Raw genomic sequence first — 26,402 nt, 5'->3', positions numbered from 1 at the left:
TCCATAATAAAAAGGATGATCCCATCATAGGGATCATCCTTTTGTCATGCCTATTATTTGATAATGTGAATCGGGCTTCCCATTGCAACTTCTGCTGCTTCCATTGAAATTTCACCTAAAGTCGGGTGAGCATGAATCGTCATGGCAACATCTTCAGCTGTCATTCCGGATTCAATTGCAAGTCCTAATTCAGCGATCATGTCAGATGCACCAGAACCAACAATTTGAGCACCGATAATTAAACCGTCTTCTTTACGAGTGACAAGCTTCATAAAGCCATCACTTGCATTAAGAGCTAAAGCACGCCCATTTGCTGCAAATGGGAATTTAGCAGCAGTTACTTCAATGCCTTCTTCTTTCGCTTCTGCTTCTGAATAACCTACTGTTGCAAGTTCAGGATCTGTGAAGCAGACAGCAGGGATACCAAGGTAATCGATTTCTGCCGGCTCTCCTGAGATAACCTCTGCAGCGATCTTACCTTCGTACGAAGCTTTGTGAGCAAGTGGTGGTCCATCAACGATATCACCGATCGCAAAGATGTTCGGGATGTTCGTACGGCATTGTTTATCGATTTTGATAACTCCGCGGTCTGTCATCTCGATTCCAACTTCTTCAAGACCAATTTCATCTGTGTTTGGACGACGGCCAACCGTTACTAGAACATAATCAGCTTCAACCGATTTCTCTTCGCCCTTCACTTCATATTTCACAACGACGCCGCTGTCACTTTCTTCAACGCCTTTAGCCATAGCTTTCGTTACAACTTCAACGCCTTTTTTCTTAAGTTCTTTTTTCACGACAGATGTCATTTGCTTTTCGAATCCGCTAAGGATATCGTCGGCACCTTCCAAGATCGTTACTTCAGATCCAAGATTGGCATAAGCAGTACCAAGCTCGGTTCCGATATACCCTCCACCGATGACAACAAGCTTGCTTGGAATTTCTTCTAATGCAAGTGCGCCAGTAGAATCAAGCACGCGCTTAGAGAATTTGAAGCTTGGGATTTCAATCGGACGTGAACCAGTTGCAAGGATCAAGTTATTGAACTTGTATGTTTGAGCCGAGTTGTCGTCCATGACACGTAGTGTATTGGCATCTACCAGGTAAGCTTCACCGCGAACGATTTCAGCTTTATTCCCTTTAAGAAGTCCTTCAACACCGCCTGTTAATTTCTTAACGACTCCAGCTTTCCATTCTTGAACTTTATCGAAATTCACTTTTACGTTTTCAGCTACGATCCCCATATCATCAGAGTGTTGCGCCTGATGGAAACGGTGACCTGCTGTGATAAGAGCTTTGGATGGGATACAGCCAACATTCAAGCATACTCCACCCATGTTTTCTTTTTCGATGATTGTCACTTTTTGTCCAAGTTGAGCTGCACGGATTGCAGCTACATATCCTCCGGGACCTGAACCGACTACGATTGTATCTGTTTCAATTGGGAAATCTCCTACTACCATTGTATTACGCCTCCATTAATAATAATTCTGGATCGTTCAACAAACGCTTGATATGGTTAAGTGCATGTTGAGCAGTAGCTCCGTCAATCATGCGGTGATCGAAGCTCAATGATAATGCTAACACAGGTGCCGCTACAATTTCACCATTTTTAACCACAGGTTTTTCTGCAATGCGTCCAACACCAAGGATGGCAACCTCTGGATGGTTGATGACCGGAGTGAACCATTGTCCGCCGGCAGAACCGATATTCGTGATTGTGCAAGATGCACCTTTCATTTCATCGCCTGAAAGTTTACCATCACGTGCTTTTCCAGCCAGTTCATTGATTTCATTTGAAATGGAGAACATGGACTTACGGTCTGCATTTTTTACAACCGGTACTAATAGACCTTTATCCGTATCAGCCGCGATACCGATATTGTAATAATGTTTTTGTACGATTTCGCTTGTTGCATCATCAATCGATGTGTTCAGAGCTGGATACTCGCGTAATGCACTTGTCAATGCTTTGACGATGTAAGGTAGGAAAGTCAATTTCACACCTTTTTCAGCTGCAACTTCTTTGAACTTCTTGCGGTGGGCCCAAAGTTTCGTTACATCGATTTCGTCCATCAACGTTACGTGAGGAGCTGTATGTTTTGAGTTCACCATTGCTTTCGCAATCGCTTTACGCATTCCACTCATTTTCTCACGTGTTTCTGGGTATTCACCCTCAGGAGCTTTAGGTGCAGACGGTTTAGATTCTGATGCTGGAGCTTTTTCTTCCGTTTTCGCTTCTTCCTGGGTAGAAGCAGGCTTGCTGTCTCCACTTAGGAATGCATCGATATCTTCCTTCACGACACGTCCATTTTTACCTGAACCTGATACTTGACGGATTTCAACCCCGTTTTCCCTTGCGTACTTACGTACTGAAGGCATAGCGATCACTCGCTTATTAGGGTCAACTTCTGCATCGGATTTCTCTTCAGCAGCTTCTGGAGAAGCTTCTTTCTTTACGTCCTGGCCTTGTTCTGCAGTTGCTTGAACTTGACCTTCCGTCTTCTCTTCGGCTTTTTCTTCTTTCTTATCTTCTTCTCCACCTTTGAATTGCAGGTCCTCATAACCAGGTGCATCGAACTTGATAAGAGTATCGCCCACAACTGCTACAGTACCTTCGTCAACAAGAAGTTCTTCAACCGTTCCTGCTACCGGAGAAGGAATCTCAACAACAGCTTTATCGTTTTGCACTTCACATAGTACATCGTCTTCTTCCACTTTATCGCCTGGCTTTACAAACCACTTGACGATTTCACCTTCATGAATACCTTCACCAATGTCTGGTAATTTGAATTCGAATGACATGGACTCGACCTCCTGTATTGAATAATGAATATATAGATGAATGTTTGGTTATTTCTGTCTCTATTTCTTATATCTATAATTGGAAAAGAGAAGGGTGGCATGCCCTTCTGTTTTCACTTATCTATCAATGGAGGAGCTTCTCAGCTCCTTCCCATTAGAAATTAAGTACTTTTTTCGCCGTTTCGATGACGTCTTTGTGGTTTGGTAACCAGATAGGCTCTGCTTGAGAGAAAGAGAATACTGTATCCGGTGCCGCTACACGAAGAACCGGAGCTTCCAGGCTAAGGATCGCACGGTCATTGATTTCAGCCACTACATTCGCTGCGATACCCGCTTGTTTTTGAGCTTCTTGAACCACGATGGCACGGTTTGTTTTTTCAACAGATGCCATGATCGTGTCAATGTCCAGTGGACTTATAGTACGAAGATCGATTACTTCAACTGAGTGACCTTCTTTTTCAAGCTCATCTGCAGCTTTCAATGATTCGTGTACCATAGCTCCGTAAGAGATGATCGTAAGGTCTGTACCTTCACGTTTTACATCTGCTTTACCAAGTTCAATTGTGTATTCCTCTTCAGGAACCTCTTGACGGAATGAACGGTATAATTTCATATGCTCTAAGAAAATGACAGGGTCATTATCACGGATGGATGAAATCAATAGACCTTTAGCGTCGTATGGAGTTGATGGGATAACCACTTTAAGACCTGGTTGTTGAGCCATCAAACCTTCTAAACTGTCCGCATGAAGTTCTGGAGTATGTACTCCACCACCAAATGGGGAACGGATTGTGATAGGTGATGTATACGTACCACCTGAACGGTAACGCATACGTGCCATTTGTCCGCTTACTGAATCCATTACTTCGTATACGAAACCGAAGAACTGGATTTCAGGTACTGGACGGTACCCTTCTAATGCTAAACCGATTGCTAAACCACCGATTCCTGATTCTGCTAGTGGAGTATCGAATACGCGGTCTTCACCGAATTCTTTCTGAAGCCCTTCCGTTGCACGGAATACACCACCGTTTAGACCTACGTCTTCACCAAAAACTAATACGTCTTCGTTGTTGCGTAGTTCTGTGCGCAGTGCATCAGTGATCGCTTGAATCATTGTCATTTGCGCCATGGCTTATTTCGACTCCTTTTCTTTGTAGATTTCTAATTGTTCTTTTAGATTATAAGGAAGTTCTTCATACATGTTGTTGATGAAGTCAGTCACTTTTTGTTTTGGAGCTGAATCTGCTTCCTTGATCGCTTTTTTGATATCTTCTTTTGCTTCTTCGATCACTTCGTTTTCTTTCTCTTCACTCCATAACCCTTTACCTTCAAGGAATTTACGGAAACGTACCAAAGGATCTTTCTTTTCCCAATCTGTATCCATTTCTGATGTACGGTAACGAGTTGGATCATCACCAGCCATTGTATGTGGACCATAGCGGTAGCAAAGTGTTTCGATCAGTGAAGGACCTTCCCCATTCACTGCACGGTTACGCGCTTCTAGAGTGGCAGAATAAACCGCTAAAGGATCCATACCATCGACTAAGATACCAGGGATACCTGCAGCAACCGCTTTTTGAGCAATCGTGCGTCCTGCTGTTTGCTTGTCGCGAGGAGTAGAGATTGCAAATTGGTTGTTTTGTACGACGAAGATCGCAGGAGCTGCATAAGAACCTGCAAAGTTGATTCCTTCATAGAAATCACCCTGTGAAGATCCACCGTCTCCTGTATACGTAATGGCAACTGCTTTCTTACCACGTTTTTTAAGGCCAAGTGCCACACCGGCAGTTTGAATGTATTGAGCACCGATGATGATTTGTGGTGATAATACATTTACACCTTCTGGAGCCTGGTTACCTTGGAAATGTCCTCGTGAGAATAAGAATGCTTTCGCAAGTGGAAGACCGTGCCAGATGATTTGTGGAACATCACGGTATCCAGGAAGGATCCAGTCTTCCTTCTCAAGTGCGAAGTGAGAAGCAATCTGAGATGCCTCCTGTCCAGCTGTTGGTGCATAGAAACCTAATCGTCCCTGACGGTTCAGTGAGATTGATCTTTGATCTAGAATACGAGTGTAAACCATGCGACGCATTAACTCCTGCAGATCCTCATCAGAGATCTCAGGCATAGCATCTTCGTTCACTACTTCGCCTTCTTCGTTCAAAATTTGGAACATTTCAAACTTGTCTTCAATTTGTTCGAGCGTCTTAACTGCATCGAATTGTGCCTTCTTTGATTTAGAAGCCATCGAAGTCACCTATCCTTTCTTTATACATTTATTTTGGTTTTTTTACATACATAGTTTAGATTACCCAAATTCAGTATGACCTACCACAGTACCTGTGGAAAAACACACACTATAAGTAGTTTTCCACAAATACCAAGAAAGAAAACCCGAAATTACATTCGAGTTTATCTGTACCAGTCAAAAATCTTTATCGACTAATACAATTCATGAATACCTATCCTAGTTTACAATATTAAAAATCAGTTAGTCAACGACAAAGTATTATAAATTCTTGTTTCTTTCCAATCTTTTTGTAACGATCTACCATAAATTTTCAAAACTGTATTAATACTTGGAAACACTCTGTTATATATAAACATATCCTTATGACTCATCTGTTATAGAGTAAGAAGCCATCGAACAGCTTTAAAACATAAAAAAGATGAAGGTGGGCTTTACGCCTCCCTTCATCTTATATGTACCTGTTTATTCGGACTCTTTGACATCAAGTTCTGCCTTTGAGTAAAATTCTTGTTTAAGTTTATTGAATTCCTCTGTTTTTGTATTATAGTCCCCATTAAACTTCACTATCTTTTCGTATTGTTCGTTAATAGAGGAAATTTGCTTCTCAAGCTCTTCCATCGTAAGGTCTTTCTTTTTGAACATATTATATAGTTCTTTATCAAGAGAAAGGGCCTCTAAGTAAGAAGTTGTAAGCTTTTCATGCAGCTTATAACGTTCTTCCATCGTTTTTTTCAGCTTTTTCGCATCTTTTTTAAGATCATCACTTTCTAACTCATCAATGTATTCGTCTGCTTTAGCAAACTCTTTCTTTGCTGCACTCATGGACTCACGTTCTTTTTCAATATTCTCTTTTCTCTTATCGATGTTGTCCAGAGCTTCATCGGAAAGCTTTACAATCTGGTCAAACTCTTTCATTCCAAGATCCATGATTTTCGTATAGATTTCTTGTTCCTTTTCTTCCAACTCTTGAAGAGGCTTCTGAACTTTCTCATATTGACTTTCTTTGGCCACGGTTTCTTCAAGAACCTTATACACATCTTCCTCAGGTGTAGAACCACCGACACACCCCATTAATACAAAAATAACGGCTCCTAAAATGAAAGCAAAACGAAATTTCGACACAACTAGATCCCCCTTAACTATTTACCACCTTCTACTATATCTATGTCTACATCTTTTGACAATAGGGATTTACAACTGTGGAAAAAAATGTCGATTGGACTATTCTCCCTATTAAAATCATTATGTCTATTTGCCGCCGGGTATTCCTGTTAATATCGAATCTCATTCATTAACTTTTTCAAAGGAAAATGATAAACTAGTACCATACATAATAGAGAATCTTAATACGTAAAGTAGAGAAGGGATCAATTTGGATGGCCCTGTCTTTTTTGTGTCCTGACGGGGCCAGCTGTTTCTATCTCTATGTATCCTAGGAGGAAAAACAATGATTACGATGAATGACATCATCCGTGAGGGTCACCCCACATTAACCATGGTAGCTAAGGAAGTGCCCATCCCGCCATCCGAAGAAGACCGGGAAATCCTGAGAAACTTATTGGAATATGTAATAAACAGCCAAGATCCTGAAACGGCTGCCAAATATGGATTGAGACCAGGTATCGGCCTTGCAGCGCCCCAGATCAATGTTTCAAAACGGATGCTTGCCGTCAACGTTACAGACAATCAGGGGAAATTATACAGCTACGCATTATTCAATCCGAAAATCATCAGCCACTCCATAGAAAAAGCCTATTTAACTTCCGGGGAAGGTTGTTTATCCGTCGACCGGAACGTACCGGGCTTCGTACCCCGATATGCCAGAGTGACTGTAAGAGGCTGGGATGTGGACGGCAATGAAGTAAAACTTCGCCTCAAAGGTCTCCCGGCCATTGTGTTCCAGCACGAGATCGATCACCTGAATGGGATCATGTTCTATGACCATATCAATCCTGCTAATCCGTTTGAGCCGATCCCTGATGCCCTTGCCATTGAACGATAAACCCAAAGAAAGACTCCCACAGATATCTGTGGGAGTCTTTTTTGGCATGCCCTAGATCAATTCGAGTTCCTTCAATCCGTGGTAGATTCCATCATCATCCACGTGCTTTGTAATCAAATTTGCGTGTTTTTGGACTTCCTGCACGGCATTGCCCATTGCAACACCGGTGCCGACGGATTGAATCATCTCGATATCATTCAGTCCGTCCCCGAAAGCATAAACATCTTCCATGTTGAATCCAAGTTTGGCAATCATCTTTTTGATTCCCTCTGCTTTTGAACCGCCTTTCGGAAGAATGTCCATGGAGAATTGGTGCCATCGGATGAACGTGAAATCCCTATATTTCTCCCGGTAAAAATTCTCTTCTTCCTTTGTGCAGAATAGCAGGGATTGATAGATGTCCCTTCCTTTATAAAAGTCCGGGGCATATCCCGGGTGGGGAAACTTCAGGCTGTTCATACTCTTCTCGATATAGTCATGGTGCTTATGATTCGCTTTCATCGTTTCATGATTCAAATGAACGACAGGATGTTCCTTTGTATACGTATCCTCCAATAATTCCTCCAATGTATCAACTTGCAGAGGATTCGTGTAAATCACTTCATTCTCAAAAACCACATACTGCCCATTAAACGATACGAAGGACTCGATTCCCAATTCCTCTCTTAAACTTTCATACATAAATGGGGCCCTCCCAGTCGCAATCGCAACATACGTTCCGTTTGCCTGCAGTGTCCGAATGGCTTCTTTTGTGGCCTGTGGCAGTTTTTTATCGTGATCAAGCAGCGTGCCGTCTATATCAAAGAAAACTATTTTAGACATGATCGTTCTCCTTTTCTCAATATTCAATTGCGATTCTATTTTACCCGTTGTATAAGGTAATCCTTTACACGGAAAATGTCAATGAAGACAGTCAGACAGAACCATTTACCAAACTTAACCATGTAAGAGATTCCATAAATTCCGTACAATATAAGTAACACAACAGAGACGTCCGTATTATTGTTCCTTTACTTCAAAGGTAAATCTCGGTAAACTATTAATAAGGAGTGATCCACCATGTTAAAGAAGCTCAGGAAAAAGCTTTTAAAACAGTGGAAAGAATTGCTTAGAAAAAAGACGATTGCATAATCCCTCTGTTTCTCGTGAAATGATTTTTGGGGAAACACTATTAGAATCCATGACAATCGGATATACTGACATACAATTGCACAATGAATAGGGACTGACGCCACTAGTGAGCTTTTCCTCCATTGGCATTGGTCCCTCTTCTATTGTCATGATTTAGTACAGGATTATTCAAAAGCTTTATTTACACGGGAGAATCCTATATAATTTAATACATACATAACTAAATGATTCGTTCCTATAGGAATGATAGGCTATTATATAAGTTAATGTAAATGTAGTTGATAACTTTTTTATCATAGATGAAAGTTAGATTTTTTGAAAACGGATAAGGAGAGAGAAAAATGATTTTTAAAGTATTTTATCAAGAAAGTAAAGCAGAAGTGCCTGTTCGCGAATGCACTCAATCTCTTTACATGGAAGCAGAATCAGAACGTGAAGTACGCCTGAATTTAAAAGACAAACCGTATAACATCGAATTCGTACAAAAGCTTGAGGGCGCTTTTTTAGAGTATGAAAAAAACCACCATTCTTTCGAGATGGAGCAATAATTAATGAAATTTGTAAAGAATGACCAAACCGCTGTATTTGCCCTTGGCGGTTTAGGTGAAATCGGTAAAAACACATACGGCGTACAATTCCAAGACGAAATTATCCTGATCGATGCAGGAATCAAATTCCCTGAGGACGAACTGCTCGGTATCGATTACGTAATCCCTGATTACACGTATCTCGTGAAGAATGCAGATAAAATCAAGGGACTCTTCGTCACTCACGGACACGAAGACCATATCGGTGGAATCCCTTATTTACTTCGAGAGTTAAACATCCCAATATACGGTGGGAAACTTGCCCTTGGTCTTATTAAGAATAAGCTGGAAGAACACGGGTTATTACGCAATGCGAAATTAAATGTCATCCAGGAAGATGATGTTGTGAAATTCCGCAAAACATCTGTAACCTTCTTCAGAACGACACACAGTATCCCGGATTCTTACGGTATCGTTGTCAAAACACCACCTGGAAACGTTGTTCATACAGGTGACTTCAAATTCGATTTCACGCCGGTTGGTGAGCCCGCGAACTTAACCAAAATGGCTGAGATCGGAAAAGAAGGCGTTCTTTGCCTACTGTCTGACAGTACAAATGCTGAAGTTCCAAACTTCACGATGTCGGAACGTAAAGTCGGGGAAAGCATCAATGATATTTTCCGTAAAGTAGACGGAAGGGTCATCTTTGCTACATTCGCTTCGAATATTCACCGTCTTCAACAAGTGGTCGAAGCAGCAGTGTTCCATAACAGAAAGGTTGCTGTTTTCGGAAGAAGTATGGAAGCAGCCATCACGATTGGACAAGAATTAGGATATATCAACGCACCTAAGGATACATTCATTGAACATAACCAGATCAATCGCCTTCCAGCGAATGAAGTGGCTATTCTATGTACAGGTTCCCAAGGTGAACCGATGGCGGCATTATCAAGGATTGCAAACGGTACCCACCGTCAAATCCAGATTCAGCCTGGTGACACCGTTGTCTTCTCTTCTTCACCAATTCCAGGGAACACAATCAGTGTCAACCGTACGATCAACCTTTTATATCGTGCCGGTGCAGAAGTCATCCATGGACCATTAAGTGATATCCATACTTCCGGTCACGGTGGTCAGCAAGAGATGAAGCTGATGCTTCGTCTGATGAATCCTACCTTCTTTATGCCGATACACGGTGAGTTCCGTATGCAGAAGATGCACGCTCAGCTTGGTGTCGATTGTGGCGTCCAACCGGAAAACTGCTTCATCATGGATAACGGTGAAGTCCTTGCATTAAGCAATGACTCCGCACAGGTAGCCGGGAAGATCCCTTCTGGAAACGTCTATATCGATGGAAGCGGGATCGGCGACATCGGTAATATCGTCCTTCGTGACCGCCGCATCCTTTCAGAAGAAGGCCTTGTGATCGTCGTTGTCAGCATCGACATGAAGGATTTCAAGATCGCTTCCGGCCCTGACCTGATTTCAAGAGGATTCGTCTACATGCGTGAATCTGGCGATCTTATCAATGAAGCGCAGACGCTCATTTCAAAACACTTGAACAAAGTGCTTGAAAGAAGAACGTCCCAATGGTCAGAAATCAAGAATGAAATCACAGATACACTTGCTCCATTCTTATATGAAAAAACGAAACGTCGCCCGATGATCCTACCGATCATCATGGAGGTATAAAACGAAATAAGAGGCTGACCCAAATGGGTCAGCCTCTTCTGCGTTTTATAGTACCTTTTTTTCAAACCGGTTAATATCCGTATCGGCACCGATGACAATAAGGATGTCCCCAACCCGGATCTGTTCATCGGCTTGTGGGGAAACGATGATATCTTTTTCCCGCTTTATCGCCACGATATTGATTCCGAATTGAGCACGGATATCCAAATCGATAAGGGAGTTTCCACTCAGACGTTCACTCGCGACAATCTCCACGATCGAATGTTCATCTGACAACTCCAGATAATCCAGTACATTATTTGAAATGATATTGTGAGCAATCCTTCTTCCCATATCCCTCTCCGGATGAACGACCTGGTTGGCCCCAATTTTACGGAGGACCTTTTCATGATAATCATTTTGTGCTTTCACGGTAATTTTCTTGACGCCGATTTCCTTTAACATCAATGTCGTTAGTACACTGGACTGGATATCATCTCCAATCGCGACAATGACATGATCGAAATTACGGATCCCCAAGCTCTTCAATACGGATTCATCGGTTGAATCCGCAACAACCGCATGTGAAGCAATGGAAGAAAATTCATTCACTTTGTCCTCATCCTGATCAATGGCCATGACCTCCATGCCTTGATCCGTCAATGATCGTACGATACTGCCGCCAAATCGGCCCAAGCCAATAACTACAAACTCTTTTTTCACCATGTATCCCCCCGCAGTCTCTATAATCTATATTTTAGCATAAAAAAAAGGAGAAAATGACATTTCTCCCTTCCCTTTTTTTGTATTTCATTCAAGTTCCAACTCGTCACTTGTTCCCCTTAACGTAATCCGCATCAAATAAGAAAAGTCTCATCAAGAGATAAAGAGAGGGAATCAGCAATAACAGTCCTGCGATAAAGACCACGACCAGTGCCATCCCCATCGTTGGATTCGTGACACTCGTTTCAATCGTGATAAAAGGTTTCAGGATATATGGTAAATGTGACGCCCCGTAGCCAAAGAATGCAAAGAAGAATTGCAGCATGACCAGGGTGAATGCCAGGCCAAAACTCCTTCTCCTATAGATAAAAAATGAAGCGCCAAGAAAGCAGACAAGGGATAATCCGAACATCCACCAGATCTCGATGGCGCTATTAAAATGCTCGGGATTGTGTTCTCTTAAAGATACGAAAACCAGTAAACTCGCTAAAATCGTCGGCGGGCTCCAGAATAGTGAAAACTTTCTCAGTTCTTCTCTTGAATCCAAATCCCCCGCACGATTGGCATAATAGGTCAGGAATGTAGCACTGATGAATAAGACCGATACGATGGACAGGACGACCACGCTCCATGAATAAGGACTGGTAAACAATTCACGGGCCAGGAATACGACCTTATCACCCTGCTCTTCCAAAAAGCCTCCTTCAGAAATGGTCAATGCCGTAGACAGGGAAGCCGGGATCAGTAACCCTGTTGCCCCGTATAAAAACAGGTAAACGATATTGTCTTTGGAACCATAGTTTCCGAAAGCATAAAAGCTTCCCCTGATGGCAAGCAATATAATCGCGATACTCCCCGGAAGCAATAATGCCGTCCCGTAGTAATAGGCCGCGTCAGGAAAAAAACCGACCAAACCGACAAAAAAGAAGACAAAAAAGACGTTCGTTACTTCCCATACAGGAGAAAGATATCGACTGATCAACACATTTAACGTATGCTCTTTCCCTTTCATCCTACCGTAAAAGGCGAAGAAGCCGGCTCCAAAATCAATCGAAGCCACTATCAGATAACCATATAGGAAAATCCACAGGACGGTGATCCCCACGATTTCCAAACTCATATTCATTCCTCCCCCTTAACAAAATCAATCGGCCCCTTCTTTATAAGGAGCCTCATCATGCTAACTCGCTTTTTTAGGAAAGCGTTGTTCCAATTCAGCTTCTGCCGGCTTATTTTTAAACATTTTAATCAATACAAAGACACACAGGATGCCGAGGAGTATATAGAGACCCACAAATAGCGCGAACGTCAAGCCAACCCCATCTGCCTTTGTTGCCGCTTCCGCCACCTTCATATAACCACGCAAAATCCATGGCTGCCGTCCGACCTCAGCGTAAATCCAGCCAAATTCGATGGCAAGCATCGCAAGCGGTCCACTCGCAACAATCCCCCATAGCAATCCTTTATTCCATTCATTCCTTTTTTTCCACTTCCAGAATAAGATGAATGCCCCGGCAATGAAGATACTGTAAAACCCGATGGACACCATCAAATCAAACAGATAATGGACCCATAAAGGCGGCCGTTCGTCTTCCGGAAATTCATTTAAGCCGATGACCTCTGTATCAAACGAACTTCCCGCCAGGAAGCTCAGGAAACCTGGTAATCGTATCTCATTATGGACTTCATTGTTTTCATCAAGCGTCCCGAAAACGATTAAATCAGCATTCTCTTCCGACTCAAAATGCCACTCTGCAGCCGCAAGTTTCTCAGGCTGATATTCAGCCAGGAACTTGGCCGACAAATCCCCTGCGAGAGCAGAGCCAAAAGCGAAAATCAACGCAGATACCATCGTTAAACGAAGGGCTTTCTTATGGTAGTCCCCTCCCTTTTTACGGAGGATCGCAAATGCTGTGATAGCTGCCAGTATGAGGGCAGATGTTAAGTATGCCGTCGTCAGTACGTGAAACACTTTGGTTGGTGTTGCGGGATTCAGCATCGCTGCAATCGGATCGATATTGATCGCCTTTCCATTTTCCAATTCGAATCCCTGTGGTGTATTCATAAACGCGTTCACCGTCGTAATGAATAGTGCTGAAGCCGAAGAACCGATCATCACCGGTATCGTCAGAAGCCAGTGAATCCATTTATTCCTGAATCGATCCCACGTATAAAGATAAATCCCCAAGAAGATGGCCTCAAAGAAAAATGCAAATGTCTCCATGAATAAAGGCAGGGCAATCACCTGTCCAGCGACCTGCATAAATGATGGCCATAACAAGGACAGCTGAAGCCCTATCGCCGTTCCGGTCACCACCCCGACAGCCACCGTAATCGTAAATCCCCTTGCCCATCTTCGTGCCAGCAAAAGGTAATGAGGATCATTTCGTTTGATCCCCATGAACTCCGCTATGGATATCATAACCGGAACCCCTACCCCAATCGTTGCAAAAATAATATGGAATGCAAGGGTTGTCGACGTGAGCATCCTGCTTAAAATCACACTGTCCAAAACCATTCTTTACTCCCCCTACCGAATTACTTTTTATCGTAAACAGCTCTTTCCTACTGTTTATCACTTATTGTTCATTATAAAACCTGCAGGTGAGTTTGTGAAGTATTGAACAATGAATATTTTGTGACGTTTTTCACAAAGATTTTTTGTTTTTTAGTTTCTCCGACATGTGTACGAAGCCGTTTCACCACCATTCCACAAAAAAACCCCACACACCAGTGCGGGGTCCTCAATACTTCACATTACATCGCGTCCAACATCCTGAACTGTGACTTCACCAGTTCAAAATAGTCTCCTTCCTGTTCCATCAATTCGTCGTGATTTCCAGACTCTTTGATTCTGCCATTTTCAAGGACAAAAATATTGTCGGACTCACGGATTGTGGAAAGGCGGTGGGCGATGATGATCGCGGTACGACCGTTCAGTAATTTCTTCAATGCATTTTGGATCTTAACTTCTGTTTCTGTATCGATCGATGCTGTCGCTTCATCCAGGATGATGATGCGAGGATTTGCCAAAAGGGCACGTGCGAAGGACAATAGTTGTCTTTCACCTACAGATAACACATTCCCCCGTTCCTCGACTTCCGTTTCGTAACCGTTGGATAACTTTTCGATGAACTCGTTTGCCCCGATGGCTTCGGCTGCCTTCAAGACCTCTTCATCGGATGCACCCGGGCGTCCGAACCGGATATTATCCATGATCGTTCCAGAGAAGATGAATGTATCCTGCAGGACGATGCTGATTTGACTGCGTAAGCTTGAAACAGATGCATCCCGTAAATCCACTCCATCAATCTTTACCACGCCATTTGTCGGGTCGTAAAATCGGCTGATGAGATTCGCAATCGTCGTCTTACCAGAACCTGTATGTCCGACGAGTGCAACGGTTTGCCCGGCTTTCATTTCCAGATTGATGTCCCTAAGTGCTTTACGTTTATCATCATAAGAGAATTCAACATGTTCGAATTGGATTCTTCCCTTGATATCGGTCAGATTCAAGGCATTTTTCTTTTCGTTTACGATCGGTTGTTCATCGAGGAATTCAAAGATTCGCTCGGATGAAGCCATCCCGATCAACAGCTGATTATACACCTGCCCTAGTCTTGAAATTGGTTCCCAGAACATGCCCAGATAGAATGCAAATGAGACGAATTCACCAAGCTCCAGGGATCCATTTTGAATGAGGTGAGCCCCAAACCAAATCAGGACGGCAGTTCCGATGGCATTCGTTAATTCCACCAGTGGTCGGAACATGGCATTTTTCTTTGTGGCCGTTCTCCAGCTATCGAAGGTCTCTGTGTTTACCCCATCAAAGAAGGCCATATTTTCCTTTTCCTGGGTGAAGGATTGTGTCACCCTGATCCCCTGGATGCTTTCATTCAAATGGGAGTTAAGTTTTGATTGCTTGAGCCTTACCACCTGCCAGGATTTGCGTATTTTTTTGCGCAGGCTTGTAGAGATGAAGAACATGATAGGCAAAATGACCATGACGGCAAGCGTCAGTTCCGGACTTAACGTAAAGAGTATCACGATGATTCCGATGAGCAGAATGATATCCATCAATAGATTGATGACACCGTTCGTGAAGAGCTCCTGCAGGGAGTTGATGTCATTCATGATCCGGACAAGGATCGAGCCTGCTGAACGCTGATCAAAGAAACGATGGGAAAGCCATTGAACATGACTGAATAAATGTTTTCTCAGGTCATATATGACCCCCTGACCCAATTGATTCATCCATTTGATCCTGAGGACGTTGGCTATATAATTCAAAACATACAGTCCCGCTATGACTCCCACAAGGGTAAAGAGAAGATTTTCATCTTTTTGCCTGATTGCTTTATCGAGTGTGTATACCCCGATCAGGATCGGGATGATCAGGCGGACAGCCGTTGTGATCAAAACGGTAATGATAGACAAGGGCAAGAGTTTTTTTGAATATGGTTTTAAATATGTCAGTAGCCGATAGAGCTGTTCCCAGTTGAATGGCTTATCGATCACTTGATCAGTTGAGTAATGGAACCTGCTCAGAATGGTTTTATTCACTTTCTTTTTTTCGCTCAATCTCTTTCACCTACCCTTCCTGAGTTTGTAATATTTTTTTCTGGTCTTGGTATTGAATGTCATAAATTCGCTGATAGGGTCCATTATTTTTCAGTAAGAAATCGTGAACCCCTCGTTCAACCACTTTCCCATGCTCCAGGACGATGATTTCATCGGCATGCTTAAGGGATGAAATCCGGTGTGCGATGATGAAGGTCGTACGATCGGACATGACTTCTTTCAGCGCTTTTTGGATTCTGAATTCCGTTTCCATGTCGACGGCGCTTGTAGCATCATCGAGAATGAGGATCGACGGGTCCGTGCAGATCGCACGTGCTATGGCAATCCGTTGTTTCTGACCGCCTGAAAGACCCAATCCCCTTTCTCCCAGTCTTGTATCATACCCATCAGGCAAATCGGAGATGAAATCATGTGCTTCGGCACGTTTTGCTGCTTCGATGATTTCTTCCATGGATGCTTCCGGTCGACCATAAGAGATATTGGCTTTGATGGTAGAGGAGAATAAGAATGACTCCTGTAGGACGAACCCGATATTTTGACGGAGTGATTTTAGGGAGTAATCTTTTACTTCCCTTCCGTCAATGAGGATCTCGCCTTTATCCGGTTCATAGAAACGTGTGATCAGCTGGGTGATACTCGTTTTCCCTGATCCGGTCCCCCCGATCAGACCAATGACCTTGCCTGGTTCTGCCTTGAAGGAAATATCCTCCAGGGCTGCTTCGTCATGCACCGTGTAATTCAATGATACGTCCTTGAATTCCACTTCGCCTTTCAATCGATCCACATGGATGACACCACTATGATCCTTTATCTTCTCATCCACTTCCAAAATCTCCAATAATCGCTCTCCCGACGCCTTGGATTGGGAAAAAAGGTTGATGGTGAATCCAAGGTTCATGATCGGCCAGATGATATACCAGACCAGACTGTAGAAGGCGACAAGCTCACCTGGTTGTAAATTTCCATTCATGACGAGATATCCACCGTATGCAAGGAGTGTCACGACACTCACATTCCCTAAGAATTCCATGAGCGGGAAGTATTTTGCCCAAATGTCCGAGGTGAAAAGATACTTATCTTTATAATCACCATTGGACTGGTTGAATTTATTGATTTGAAAACTTTCACGGGACAGTGATTTCACCGTATTGATCCCTGAGATATTTTCTTGGACATTCGTATTCAGCTTTCCGAAGGACTTTCGGATACCGCGGAATGCAGGATGGACCGCCTTATCGAATTTGTATACGGCAATCGCCAGAAAAGGCAGGGAAACCAGGGTGACAAAAGTCAATGATGGTGAATAGTAGAACATCACCCCAAAACTGATCGTCACCAGCAGGAAGAAGCGGAGCAATTCCGAGAAACCAAATGATAAGAAAAAGCGGAAAGCTTCTACATCCGCCGTCAAGCGTGACATCAAATCCCCTGTCTTGGCGTTATCATAATAACTGAATGGGAGGAATTGAAGCTTTTCATACAATTCGTTCCTCAGACGGTAGACCGATGTGATTCCGAATAGGTCCCCGTTGTACTGTTGGATGAATGTGGCGATCCCTTTCACGACCATGATGCCGATAAATCCGAATGCAAGGTACGGAATCCATTTATATTCCCCTTGGAGGATAACATCATCAATTGTAATTTGTAAGATCATAGGATATACCACTGTAATCCCTGTAACAAAAATCAAGAAAATCATTGAAATGATAAAATGCCTTTTATAAGGCCAGTAAAAGGCTTTTAATTTTTTAAATGTATCCATATTTTCTCTCCCCTCCGTGTTCCATTAAAAAACAACGTACTACTAAATATATCGGCTTTCGAAATAATTATCTACCCTTTTTTTAGAATTTTTTCCTTTTTGTGAATTCTCCTTCAAATCTTACTATTCATCTATATTGTAAAAATGAAACCACAAAAAAAGATCGGTCTTTTGACCGATCTCTTCTCCATATTACGTTTGATCCCTACTCGCTTTTATTCATTTCATCCAGGACACGGTTCACACGCTTTTCAAGCATCTTCATGCCGCTTCCTCCTGCCTGGAAGTGACGGAGATTCCCGTCTTTATCAAATACATAATAAGCAGGGACATATTGATTTTCAAATGCATCTGTCAATTTATGCTCACTGTCCACAAAAATCGGTTGAGTGATATCGTGCTCCGCAGCCACCTTTTTGATTTCGTCCAGATTTAAATCCTCCTCTGAACGCGGCATATGAACAGCCATTACGTTCAGTTTATCACTATAGCGGTCACGGAATTCATTGACTTGGGGCATGGCTTCTTTACAGAGGTGGCAAGAAATCGACCAGAAGTGGATCAGGGTCGGTTTATCTCCAATGAGATCATTCTTTGTCACTTCTCCATTCAACCATTCAGTAGCGCCGGAGAGTTCCGGCATAGGTTCACGCAGTTTCATTCCGATTGCCTCCTTTAATTTCTGTTTAGATGGTCAATTGTGAGTAAAAAAAAGACCTAACAAACGGTTAGGCCTTTATTCATTTGAAAATTATAAAGTTTTTTGACCTGGTTTCCAGTTCGCCGGGCAAAGTCCGCCGGTTTGAAGCGCTTGAAGTACACGTAATGTTTCTTCCACGTCACGGCCGATATTGTTGTGGAATACAGCCTGGTACTGAAGTTCTCCTTCAGGGTTGATGATGTAAAGGCCACGAAGAGCCACACCTTCTTCTTCAATCAGAACACCATACTCACGGGATACAAAATGGTTTGTGTCTGCCGCAAGTGGATATTTCAGTTCACCGATTCCATTTGCATTGCGATCGGTGTTGATCCATGCTAAATGTGTATGGATAGTGTCTGTAGAGACACCAATGATTTCTGCATCTAAGTCTTCAAACTCATCGTATCGGTCTGACATTGCTGTGATTTCCGTCGGACATACAAAAGTGAAGTCCATTGGATAGAAGAACAATACTGTCCACTTATCGTTTTTCATATTTTCCTCTAAAGAAACTTTACCGAATTCTTTGTTTGGCATTACAGCGTCCATTTCGAAACGTGGAGCCTGTTTACCAACCATGCGTTCTGCCATGAATAAATCCCTCCAATGAGTGTTTGATGAAATAATGTCTGTGAAAGGATGGCTTTATAAGCCTGTCCATTTCAACTCACAAATATCATTATATAGGATTGGATTTTTTTAGTCAATTATAATTAATTCAATATTATAATAATTATAATTTGTTTCCATCATCCCTTAGTTGTTTTGCCCAAAACAGATGTCATTTAGTCTCTACTTGCATGAAAGATCTGCCAGGATTAAGTTTATTAATTATCCACCTGGGAATAAACCAGTATGCTTTTTAGGGGGATCTCCTTTGACATAACCTATGGGGTATTGTGTATACTAGTATGGTCATTATTTAATAGGAAAGGATGTTTTGGTTTGGATTACATAATTGGTTTAAACGCTTTAAGTGATCGACTATCCAATTTTAATTGGGGCGGTCTATTAGTGACGATCGGAATAGGGGCACTGCAAATTTTAGCGATTTGGATCGCTTTTATCATTGTAAAAGGTGCGGCGAACAAAGTGATTGAAAGGATCTTTGAAAAATATCGAAAGAGAAATGATGTATCAGTTGGTCGTGCTCAGACATTACAAAGTCTTTCAAAAAATATTGTCGGCTATATCCTGATATTCGTTTTCTTCGTAACGATCATGCAAATCTTCGGTATCCAGGTGACCGCGATTCTTGCAGGAGCCGGTATTGTCGGACTTGCCGTCGGTTTCGGGGCCCAGGGGTTAGTAAGTGACGTGGTCACCGGCTTTTTCATTCTTCTTGAGAAGCAGGTTGACGTTGGCGATTATGTGACAACGGGCAGCTTCTCAGGAATTGTGGAAGAGGTCGGTTTAAGGACGACTCATATCCGCGGCTTTGATGGGACCCTTCACTATGTGCCGAACAGGGAAATCACGAGTGTCAGCAATCATTCACGTGGAAACATGAGGGCCCTTGTCGATATCGGTATTTCTTATGATGATGACATCGATAAGGCAATGGTCGTACTTCAGCAAGTATGCGATACCATTGCACAGGAAGATGATAACATAGTCGATGGCCCGAATGTGCTAGGTGTTCAGACACTGGGTGCTTCTGATGTCGTACTCAGGGTATTATGCAAAACAAAGAACATGGAGCAATGGGGTGTGGAACGAAAGCTTCGTAAAGCATTGAAGGAAGCCCTCGATCAGAATGGGATCGAAATTCCTTATCCTCACCAGGTTTATATCGAGAAAAAAGAAGACTGATGTAACGGAAAAGAGAAGGCGCTGCCTTCTCTTTCTTTATTTCTCCCTTCTCTTTTTTGCCTCAAGAAGACGTTTCAGTCGCGCGTCATCACCATTTACTTCAGGTTCCGCTGTTTTCTTTTCCCGTTTCACCTTTTTGACGGATTCCCTATCTTCTTTGGTCACTTCCAAGGTTGGCTGACGGTCAGTTCTCTTCCGCTCATCATTCCAGCGCTCCTTGTTGACTTTTCTGCCAAGCTGTTCGATGCTTGTTTCCTCTTTCATCTCTTGCGGCGTCCTCCGTGGTTTAATCAGATCAACCACCATCATGATCGGTCCAACCCCGAATCTTCTTATAAAAATCTCACAAAAGAATAAAAGGAAGCCTGCTGTAATGAGAATGGTTTGAATGGACCGTTCTGAAAACGAGGGTTCATGCAGGTCCCTGAATGCCCCTTTCACGGAAGAAGTCTTCCTTCCGCCCGTCTCCTCTACGATTGTATCAAGTGACTGGTATCCTCCCTTGAAAGAATACTCTTTCGAATAAGGGACTGAGAAACCTGTCTGAAATGTGCTTTCACCATCCTCCCCCCTTTTGGCAATATTCATATTGTACAGACCGGGCGATAAATGTTCTTCAAATACGACCTCATAATCCCCCGGTGCCTTTATCCTGGTTGTTGCGGGAATCATTTTTCCATCTTCAGACAGGACCGTCACCTCAAGTGGTGAGATGTCCCCTTCGGACGATGACAACTTTAGACGGGTATTTTCGTTTTCTTCCTTCACATCGATGGAGTAAGGATTCGAACGAAGCTCAGGAAACGAGCGTGTGACCAGTTCATTGAGAAATGCCGGCCACCCCTGCCAACGAGCAAAATCACCCGTCCATTTCCCACTCGTGTCCGACGTAAAGGCGAATGATCGACCAAGACCATATCTCCAGGTAGCCAGTACCGGATCGTTCTTTCCGCTCTCCATTTCCATGCGGGCAGTCCCTTTCAGGGAGGTCGCAATATAAGCATTCATCTGAGGAACACCGTCTTTAAATAGGGGCGACCAATCCGATGATGTAATCCTTGGATAAAATGGTTGATCTTCTATATAGGTCCTTGTCGTGATCACCGTCTCTCTCGTCAAGATGCTCGGTATCACGCTGGCATCGGTGACATCATAGAATCTTCCTTTTCCCCACTGACTCAGATCGTTCAGCAAGCCTCTGTCAGCCCCTTCTCCTATTGAAACGGTGGATAAGGTGATTTGTTTATCATGGCCGTCTTCTACAAGTGTCTGGTAACTCCCTGAGGTGGCTGATTGTCCGTCTGTCAAAAGAATAATATGCTTTCTTTTTAATGGTAGATTCTCAAGACTCGCATAAGCCTGCTGAAGGGAGCTGTAGATTTCTGTCCCGCCTCCTGGCAAAATGGAACGAATCTTTTCTTCTGCTTTTTTACGATCAGTAAGCGGCTTCGTTTTGACGATATCCCATGGCCGGTCATCGAAGGCAATGACACCCAGCGTATCTTTATCTCTTAGGAGGGAAACGGTCCTGGCTGCTGCTTCTTTTGCAAGGGCCAGCTTTTGCCCGTCCATGCTGCCGGAGCGATCCAGAACGATCACCAGCCCAAGGGAAGGTAGTTCCTTCTTCCCCTTCACATCCATATCGACGGGAAGTATTCGTTCGATCGGTGTCTTAAAGTATCCCCCAAGGGCAAAGCTGTCACTACCACCGAACATAATGAATCCTCGCCCAAACTCTTTTACACTTTTTTCCATTAGAAGCATTTTTTCTTCAGGGATGCTTGTGGCAGCTACATTATCAAACAAGATGCTTTGATATTGCAGATAGGATGTCAGCTTGCCGGGCAGTTGTTCCGGTTTATATACATCGACGGTAAACCCGGCTGAGTTTAGTAATGGTGCCAATGCACTTTCCCCGCCGGCGTTTTCCACCAGCATGACTTTTGCGGCTCCTTCTGAGCGTGCCAGGTGGTAGAGTGTATTGTTTTCCGGACTCCCATCTCCCTTAGAGAACACTTCTGCCTTATACACGAGTAATCCGGATTGATCGACTACATGCTTAAACTGAAACTCGTTGTTGCCTTCTTGCACCTGAAGGTTTTCCTTAATGATCAATTGATCATTCAAAGTAATGCGCATTTCAATCTCTTTTTTGGTCGTGCTGTATGTATTGACATTGAGAGTTGTTTCTTCTCCTTTATATTGGACAGATGGAGCAGACACATCAGTTATGGAAACATCTTCCTTCGTATCGGAGGCGATGGGCATCCAGTCAACCTCGATCTTCTTTCCTTTTAATAAAGAAATGAGATCCTCCCCTTCCCCCATCGTTTCCTTCCCGTCTGTCATGGCGATGATCCTACCGCCACGGGGGAGGAGATTCGATGAGTATTCCAACCCTTCCTGAAGATTTGTATTTCCTTCCTTGATTTCCCCCACAAGTTCAGGATTCTCCCTCTCATCTGAAACCGTCTGTTCGATTGCCGCATTTTCACCAAATGAAACAATACCGTATCGGTCCCGTTCATGTTTGGAATGGACACCCCGGTTGATCTCATCAAGGATACGGTCTTCTTGCAGGGATACAGAAGCGGAGCGATCTGCCAAGAAGATGACCGGCTTTGCCTTTTCGGGTAAAACAAGGGACGGATTGGCAAGGGCAAAGATCAACAGGACCATGGCGCATCCTCTTAGTGCCAGGATGAGCCTTCTTTCCTTCCGATTCATCCCCTGTTTCGCAAAGAGAAAGAGAACCAACCCAAGTGGAATCAGGAGCAATAGCCAGAGTACTTCTTCAAACTCGATTCCCACGCCTGTACACCTCCCACTCTATAAATAAGATCAGGATCGCCAACACCAGAAACCAGGAAGAAAGGTTATGGGGAATAGTTTTTCTCTCTTCTTCTCCCTTATCTTCTGTTGGTTCCAATGAAAATGCCTCGCCTCCCGGCTTCTTTTCTCTGTCGTCAAGTACGACGCTAAAATACTTCGTCACGTCTCCTTGTACCGCTTGATAAACCCCTGGGGTCAGAGGAGCTTTAAACCAGTCCCCCCGGTCCAATTTCTTAATAAATTCATCATCGCCCGAGTAGATATCCCAATCCCCTGTGGCAAGTGGAACAGTCCTTTCTTCTCCCGGCTGAAGATACCCGATGAATCCTCCATCTTCTGATAAATATTGATAGGCATTGTGAAGAAAGAGCGGAAATCCCGGGTGCAGGGGAAAGTCTGTGTCAGTTAGATGAAGGTTCAGGACCACCATTTTCGCCCCGTTCATTTCACCTTTCTGAATAAGCGGTACGGAACCACTCTGGGCGGCGGTATTCAATTCTTTTAACCCGATGGAACCTGCTTTTTCAACAAATACTTTTTCAAAGTCAACATGCTTTAAAAGCGGGTCATCGCCATTCACTTCCACATCAGTTGTAAGAGCAGTGGACGTGTCCGATGGCCCAGGGATGATCAGGGCGGGGTTGGCGACCGATAGCTCTTTCCATTTCTTCTTCGTTGTCACAATGATTTCATTACCTGTTTTCATCTGGTTTTCTTCAATTGTCTTCACATTTACGCCAAGTGATTGAAAACCCTTTAGCAGGAAAGGATTGATCTCCCCCAGCACAAGGACGGCAGGTTTTGATGTTGCCTGAACACTGGTAAGGATGTCGTCTCCCCTATAATCATCCTGAAAGTCGATTTTTGCCTTTAATACCGGGCTTGAAGGTAATTCATCCAGGGGAATGACGGCTTCCTTCCCTGCACCGATCTTGAGTCGATTAGATATGACTTCTTTTTTATCATCATATATGGTGATCGTCCCTGATTGTAACTCGTCGCTTTGATTTTCAACGACGGCGACTCCCTTATAGGCCGTCCCCGATTTTTCCACTCCGAAGCTTGTAAGAGAAACATTCTTCGGATGGGGTATGAAGTTATGAACCTTGATCGGTGTATGTATTGTTTCTTCCTTATAATCGGCTTTTAATAACGAGTCAGAATAGACATGAATGACCGATGACGAGCCTTTCCCAAGTCCCTCACCCAATCGAAGAGCTTTCTTCATATCTTCATGATCATTTGTTACCGAAATATTCTCCAGTCGGTTGAATACCACTTGATCGTTTGATTCTTCTGAAACAACGGTGGAAATGGAATTCCCCACGGCCAAGATAGTGATGTCACCCTCACTTTCTTTTATCAGTGAGTTAATGTCCCTTTTAGCCAGTTCAAAGTGGGATACACCGTCCTGTGAGGCATTCATGGTGGCAGAGGTATCCAATATAATGATGACATGATCTTTTTTCTTCAAATCCTCGGTAGTATATGGTTTGACAAGGGCGAACATCAACAAGGACAGTATGAGCACCTGCAGGAGTAAAAGGAGATTTCTCTGTAATCGATGAAACCATGGTGATGCCTGCCATTCTTTCATGACCTCCTCCCATAATAGATTGGAAGGCACAATAAGAGCCCGGTACTGCTTCCGGAAAAAGTACATTAAAATGACGGCTGCTATGAAAATTGAAAAGAAAAAAAAGACCGGATTTCCTATTCCCATACCATCACCTCATCGAATCCATCCATTTTCTTTGAAATCCTTAAAGAATACTGTGTTCAATGGGGTCAGACAGTTTGTCCGGTTATAGCCGAATCCCCACTTCTTGCACAATGACTCAATCATTGTGTTGTGTTCCACTAAACGCTTCTGATATTGATCCACTTCATTGCGGTTCAATGTTACATTCACTTCCTGATGCTTTTCACTATCAATCAATTTCACATCACCCTCATAAGATGGCGAAAGCTCGTCCTCGTGCAACAGTTGAATGAAATAGGTCATTTCCCTTTTTATAGACAGCCTTCTAAGGGCATCCTCAATCCTAGAAATAGGTTCCATACCGTCCGAGATGATAAAGGAAATCGAGCGATTGTTCCTGACGCCTTTTATCATTTCCCCATAAAACGAGGGGACTCCGAGACTTTCAGGTGAAAGCTGTCCAATATCAAAGAGAATGCTTTTTGCGTCCCGGGGCCCTTTCTTCATGAAAGTCTTTCGGGCCCCTACACAATGCAGGGTGAGTCGGTCGTCATTTGACAGGGCGAGGAAGGAAAGTGCTCCTGCCAATTCTTTTGCTCTCTTCCATTTTCTATCTTCTGTTACCATGGAGTTGGTGCAATCAAGATAAATGTGAATCTTACATTCCCTCTCATCCAAATACCTCTTAATATAGACTTTTTCAGTCCTGGCATACACATTCCAATCGATTTGCCTGACATCGTCACCAAGTTCGTAGAGTTGATAATCGGAAAATTCAAGGGAACTGCCCTGGTAGTTTGCCAGGCGGGAGCCTTTATGGTGACCCATCATCAAGCTGGCACCGTTGATCCTGTGCCTTTTGAGCTGAGCTAAAAACTGGCTGTGAAAGTTCATAGATGATCACCCTTTTGAACAAAATCAATTAATTCCCGTATAAGGTCATCGGTATGCACATTCGTGGCTTCACCTTCGAAATTGAGGATGATCCGGTGTCTCAGAACGAGAGGGGCCACCTTTTTGATGTCTCCTGTTGACACATGGTATCTGCCTTGTGTCAACGCTCGGGCCTTTGCCATTAATATGACGTTCTGCAGCCCTCTGGGTCCACTCCCATACTCGACATATTGTTTGATTCCTCCGGTTGTTTTCTCGCAGGCCGGATGCGTGGCGTCAATGAGGTCGATGGCGAAATCAATCATTTCATCTGTTACGACAATTTCTTTCACAAGGGCCTGAATCGTCAGGAGCTCCCGTTGACTTAGCTTTTTCTCAAGAAAGACTTCCTCGGTTCCCGTTGTTCTCTTAATGATTTGTTTCAATTCTTGTTTAGAAGGATAGGAAACGAGTACTTTACTCATAAAACGGTCGACCTGTGCTTCGGGTAGAGGGTAGGTCCCTTCAAGGTCGATGGGATTCTGAGTTGCCAGGACAAAAAAGGGCTTCTCTAACGTCATCGTTTCCCCGACCACGGTCACCGTATGCTCGGCCATGGCCTCGAGTAAGGCACTTTGGGTTTTGGGCGTTGAACGATTAATCTCATCGGCCAATACCAGGTGATGGAACAATGGACCTTCATGAAAGGTAAAAGGATGGTCATCATCACGGGCTTGTTTCATGACCATGGTGCCTGTTATATCCGTAGGCATCAGGTCGGGGGTGAATTGTATGCGGGAGAAACTGAGATCCATCACATCGGAAAGAGACCTTACGAGCATGGTTTTCCCTACCCCCGGCAGTCCTTCAAGGAGAGTATGTCCTCCCGCCAGGATGGTCCAAAGCACCGCTTCTACAATATCCCCTTGTCCTACAATGAATCTCTGAACCTCTTCTTTTACTTCCTCTATCTTCTTTGATGCTTCCTTAAACTGTTGCTCCTTTTCTTCTATGTTCATCC

21 protein-coding genes are annotated in these 26,402 nt (G+C 43.5%); 4 read left to right on the top strand and 17 right to left on the bottom strand.

Annotated features, from left to right (window positions below; genetic code table 11):
• Window positions 1-53: 53 nt before the first annotated feature.
• The 5 genes from lpdA to P8596_RS09225 all read right to left on the bottom strand — a co-directional run bounded on the left by lpdA (window position 54) and on the right by P8596_RS09225 (window position 6,181).
• Window positions 54-1,463 (bottom strand): dihydrolipoyl dehydrogenase, encoded by a 1,410-nt coding sequence (gene lpdA, locus P8596_RS09245; RefSeq protein ID WP_034756034.1) that lies wholly within the window; start codon window positions 1,461-1,463, stop codon window positions 54-56.
• A gap of 4 nt (window positions 1,464-1,467) precedes the next feature.
• Window positions 1,468-2,805 carry a dihydrolipoamide acetyltransferase family protein gene (locus P8596_RS09240; RefSeq protein ID WP_034756037.1) on the bottom strand — a complete coding sequence of 446 codons (1,338 nt, stop codon included), beginning with the start codon at window positions 2,803-2,805 and terminating at the stop codon, window positions 1,468-1,470.
• Window positions 2,806-2,959: 154 nt separating this feature from the next.
• Window positions 2,960-3,937: an alpha-ketoacid dehydrogenase subunit beta gene (locus tag P8596_RS09235; RefSeq protein ID WP_279726682.1), complete on the bottom strand. Its 978-nt coding sequence runs from the start codon at window positions 3,935-3,937 to the stop codon at window positions 2,960-2,962.
• A gap of 3 nt (window positions 3,938-3,940) precedes the next feature.
• Complete coding sequence (gene pdhA / locus P8596_RS09230; protein WP_034756042.1) at window positions 3,941-5,056, bottom strand: pyruvate dehydrogenase (acetyl-transferring) E1 component subunit alpha; 1,116 nt, start codon at window positions 5,054-5,056, stop codon at window positions 3,941-3,943.
• Between the two features lie 465 nt (window positions 5,057-5,521).
• Window positions 5,522-6,181 carry a YkyA family protein gene (locus P8596_RS09225; protein ID WP_254651281.1) on the bottom strand — a complete coding sequence of 220 codons (660 nt, stop codon included), beginning with the start codon at window positions 6,179-6,181 and terminating at the stop codon, window positions 5,522-5,524.
• Window positions 6,182-6,506: 325 nt separating this feature from the next.
• Between P8596_RS09225 and def the strand changes: the two genes are divergently transcribed.
• Window positions 6,507-7,061, top strand: a complete 555-nt coding sequence (gene def / locus P8596_RS09220; RefSeq protein ID WP_279726681.1) for a peptide deformylase — start codon at window positions 6,507-6,509, stop codon at window positions 7,059-7,061.
• Between the two features lie 51 nt (window positions 7,062-7,112).
• On the opposite strand, the gene P8596_RS09215 is transcribed toward def, so the two are convergent.
• On the bottom strand, window positions 7,113-7,886 hold the full coding sequence (locus tag P8596_RS09215) for a Cof-type HAD-IIB family hydrolase (RefSeq protein WP_224521114.1): 774 nt from the start codon (window positions 7,884-7,886) through the stop codon (window positions 7,113-7,115).
• 647 nt (window positions 7,887-8,533) lie between these two features.
• Here P8596_RS09215 and P8596_RS09210 point away from each other — a divergent pair.
• A complete protein-coding gene (locus P8596_RS09210; RefSeq protein ID WP_034756052.1) occupies window positions 8,534-8,740 on the top strand; it encodes a DNA-dependent RNA polymerase subunit epsilon in 207 nt (68 codons plus the stop codon).
• 3 nt (window positions 8,741-8,743) lie between these two features.
• A complete protein-coding gene (gene rnjA, locus P8596_RS09205; protein WP_079531628.1) occupies window positions 8,744-10,411 on the top strand; it encodes a ribonuclease J1 in 1,668 nt (555 codons plus the stop codon).
• A gap of 45 nt (window positions 10,412-10,456) precedes the next feature.
• Here the strand turns inward: rnjA and P8596_RS09200 are convergent, their stop codons facing one another.
• From P8596_RS09200 to P8596_RS09170, 7 genes are all read right to left on the bottom strand, one after another.
• Complete coding sequence (locus tag P8596_RS09200; RefSeq protein ID WP_034756057.1) at window positions 10,457-11,116, bottom strand: potassium channel family protein; 660 nt, start codon at window positions 11,114-11,116, stop codon at window positions 10,457-10,459.
• Window positions 11,117-11,219: 103 nt separating this feature from the next.
• A complete protein-coding gene (locus P8596_RS09195; protein ID WP_279726679.1) occupies window positions 11,220-12,233 on the bottom strand; it encodes a cytochrome d ubiquinol oxidase subunit II in 1,014 nt (337 codons plus the stop codon).
• Window positions 12,234-12,293: 60 nt separating this feature from the next.
• Window positions 12,294-13,631, bottom strand: coding sequence for a cytochrome ubiquinol oxidase subunit I (locus tag P8596_RS09190; RefSeq protein ID WP_279726677.1), 1,338 nt, complete (start codon window positions 13,629-13,631; stop codon window positions 12,294-12,296).
• A gap of 239 nt (window positions 13,632-13,870) precedes the next feature.
• Complete coding sequence (locus tag P8596_RS09185) at window positions 13,871-15,694, bottom strand: ABC transporter ATP-binding protein (protein WP_254651279.1); 1,824 nt, start codon at window positions 15,692-15,694, stop codon at window positions 13,871-13,873.
• 10 nt (window positions 15,695-15,704) lie between these two features.
• Entirely contained in the window at window positions 15,705-17,459 is a 1,755-nt protein-coding gene (locus tag P8596_RS09180) for an ABC transporter ATP-binding protein (protein ID WP_279726675.1), read from the bottom strand.
• Between the two features lie 205 nt (window positions 17,460-17,664).
• A complete protein-coding gene (locus P8596_RS09175; protein ID WP_034756071.1) occupies window positions 17,665-18,120 on the bottom strand; it encodes a TlpA family protein disulfide reductase in 456 nt (151 codons plus the stop codon).
• A 90-nt stretch (window positions 18,121-18,210) separates the two neighbouring features.
• On the bottom strand, window positions 18,211-18,753 hold the full coding sequence (locus P8596_RS09170) for a peroxiredoxin (RefSeq protein WP_034756074.1): 543 nt from the start codon (window positions 18,751-18,753) through the stop codon (window positions 18,211-18,213).
• A 354-nt stretch (window positions 18,754-19,107) separates the two neighbouring features.
• Here P8596_RS09170 and P8596_RS09165 point away from each other — a divergent pair, with 354 nt between their 5' ends.
• A complete protein-coding gene (locus P8596_RS09165) occupies window positions 19,108-19,974 on the top strand; it encodes a mechanosensitive ion channel family protein (protein WP_254651276.1) in 867 nt (288 codons plus the stop codon).
• 36 nt (window positions 19,975-20,010) lie between these two features.
• Here P8596_RS09165 and P8596_RS09160 read toward each other — a convergent pair whose 3' ends face one another.
• The 4 genes from P8596_RS09160 to P8596_RS09145 are packed head-to-tail and all read right to left on the bottom strand — an operon-like array spanning window position 20,011 to window position 26,400.
• A complete protein-coding gene (locus P8596_RS09160; protein WP_279726674.1) occupies window positions 20,011-22,785 on the bottom strand; it encodes a VWA domain-containing protein in 2,775 nt (924 codons plus the stop codon).
• Window positions 22,769-24,529 carry a vWA domain-containing protein gene (locus P8596_RS09155; protein ID WP_279726672.1) on the bottom strand — a complete coding sequence of 587 codons (1,761 nt, stop codon included), beginning with the start codon at window positions 24,527-24,529 and terminating at the stop codon, window positions 22,769-22,771. The genes P8596_RS09160 and P8596_RS09155 overlap by 17 nt, the downstream gene beginning before the upstream one ends.
• A gap of 9 nt (window positions 24,530-24,538) precedes the next feature.
• A complete protein-coding gene (locus tag P8596_RS09150; RefSeq protein ID WP_279726671.1) occupies window positions 24,539-25,402 on the bottom strand; it encodes a DUF58 domain-containing protein in 864 nt (287 codons plus the stop codon).
• Complete coding sequence (locus tag P8596_RS09145; protein ID WP_279726670.1) at window positions 25,399-26,400, bottom strand: AAA family ATPase; 1,002 nt, start codon at window positions 26,398-26,400, stop codon at window positions 25,399-25,401. The genes P8596_RS09150 and P8596_RS09145 overlap by 4 nt, the downstream gene beginning before the upstream one ends.
• Between the last annotated feature and the right edge of the window lie 2 nt (window positions 26,401-26,402).

The sequence above is a fragment of the Rossellomorea sp. DA94 genome (genome assembly GCF_029834455.1).
GTDB lineage: Bacteria > Bacillota > Bacilli > Bacillales > Bacillaceae_B > Rossellomorea > Rossellomorea vietnamensis.
This window is presented reverse-complemented; position numbering and strand designations above follow the sequence as displayed.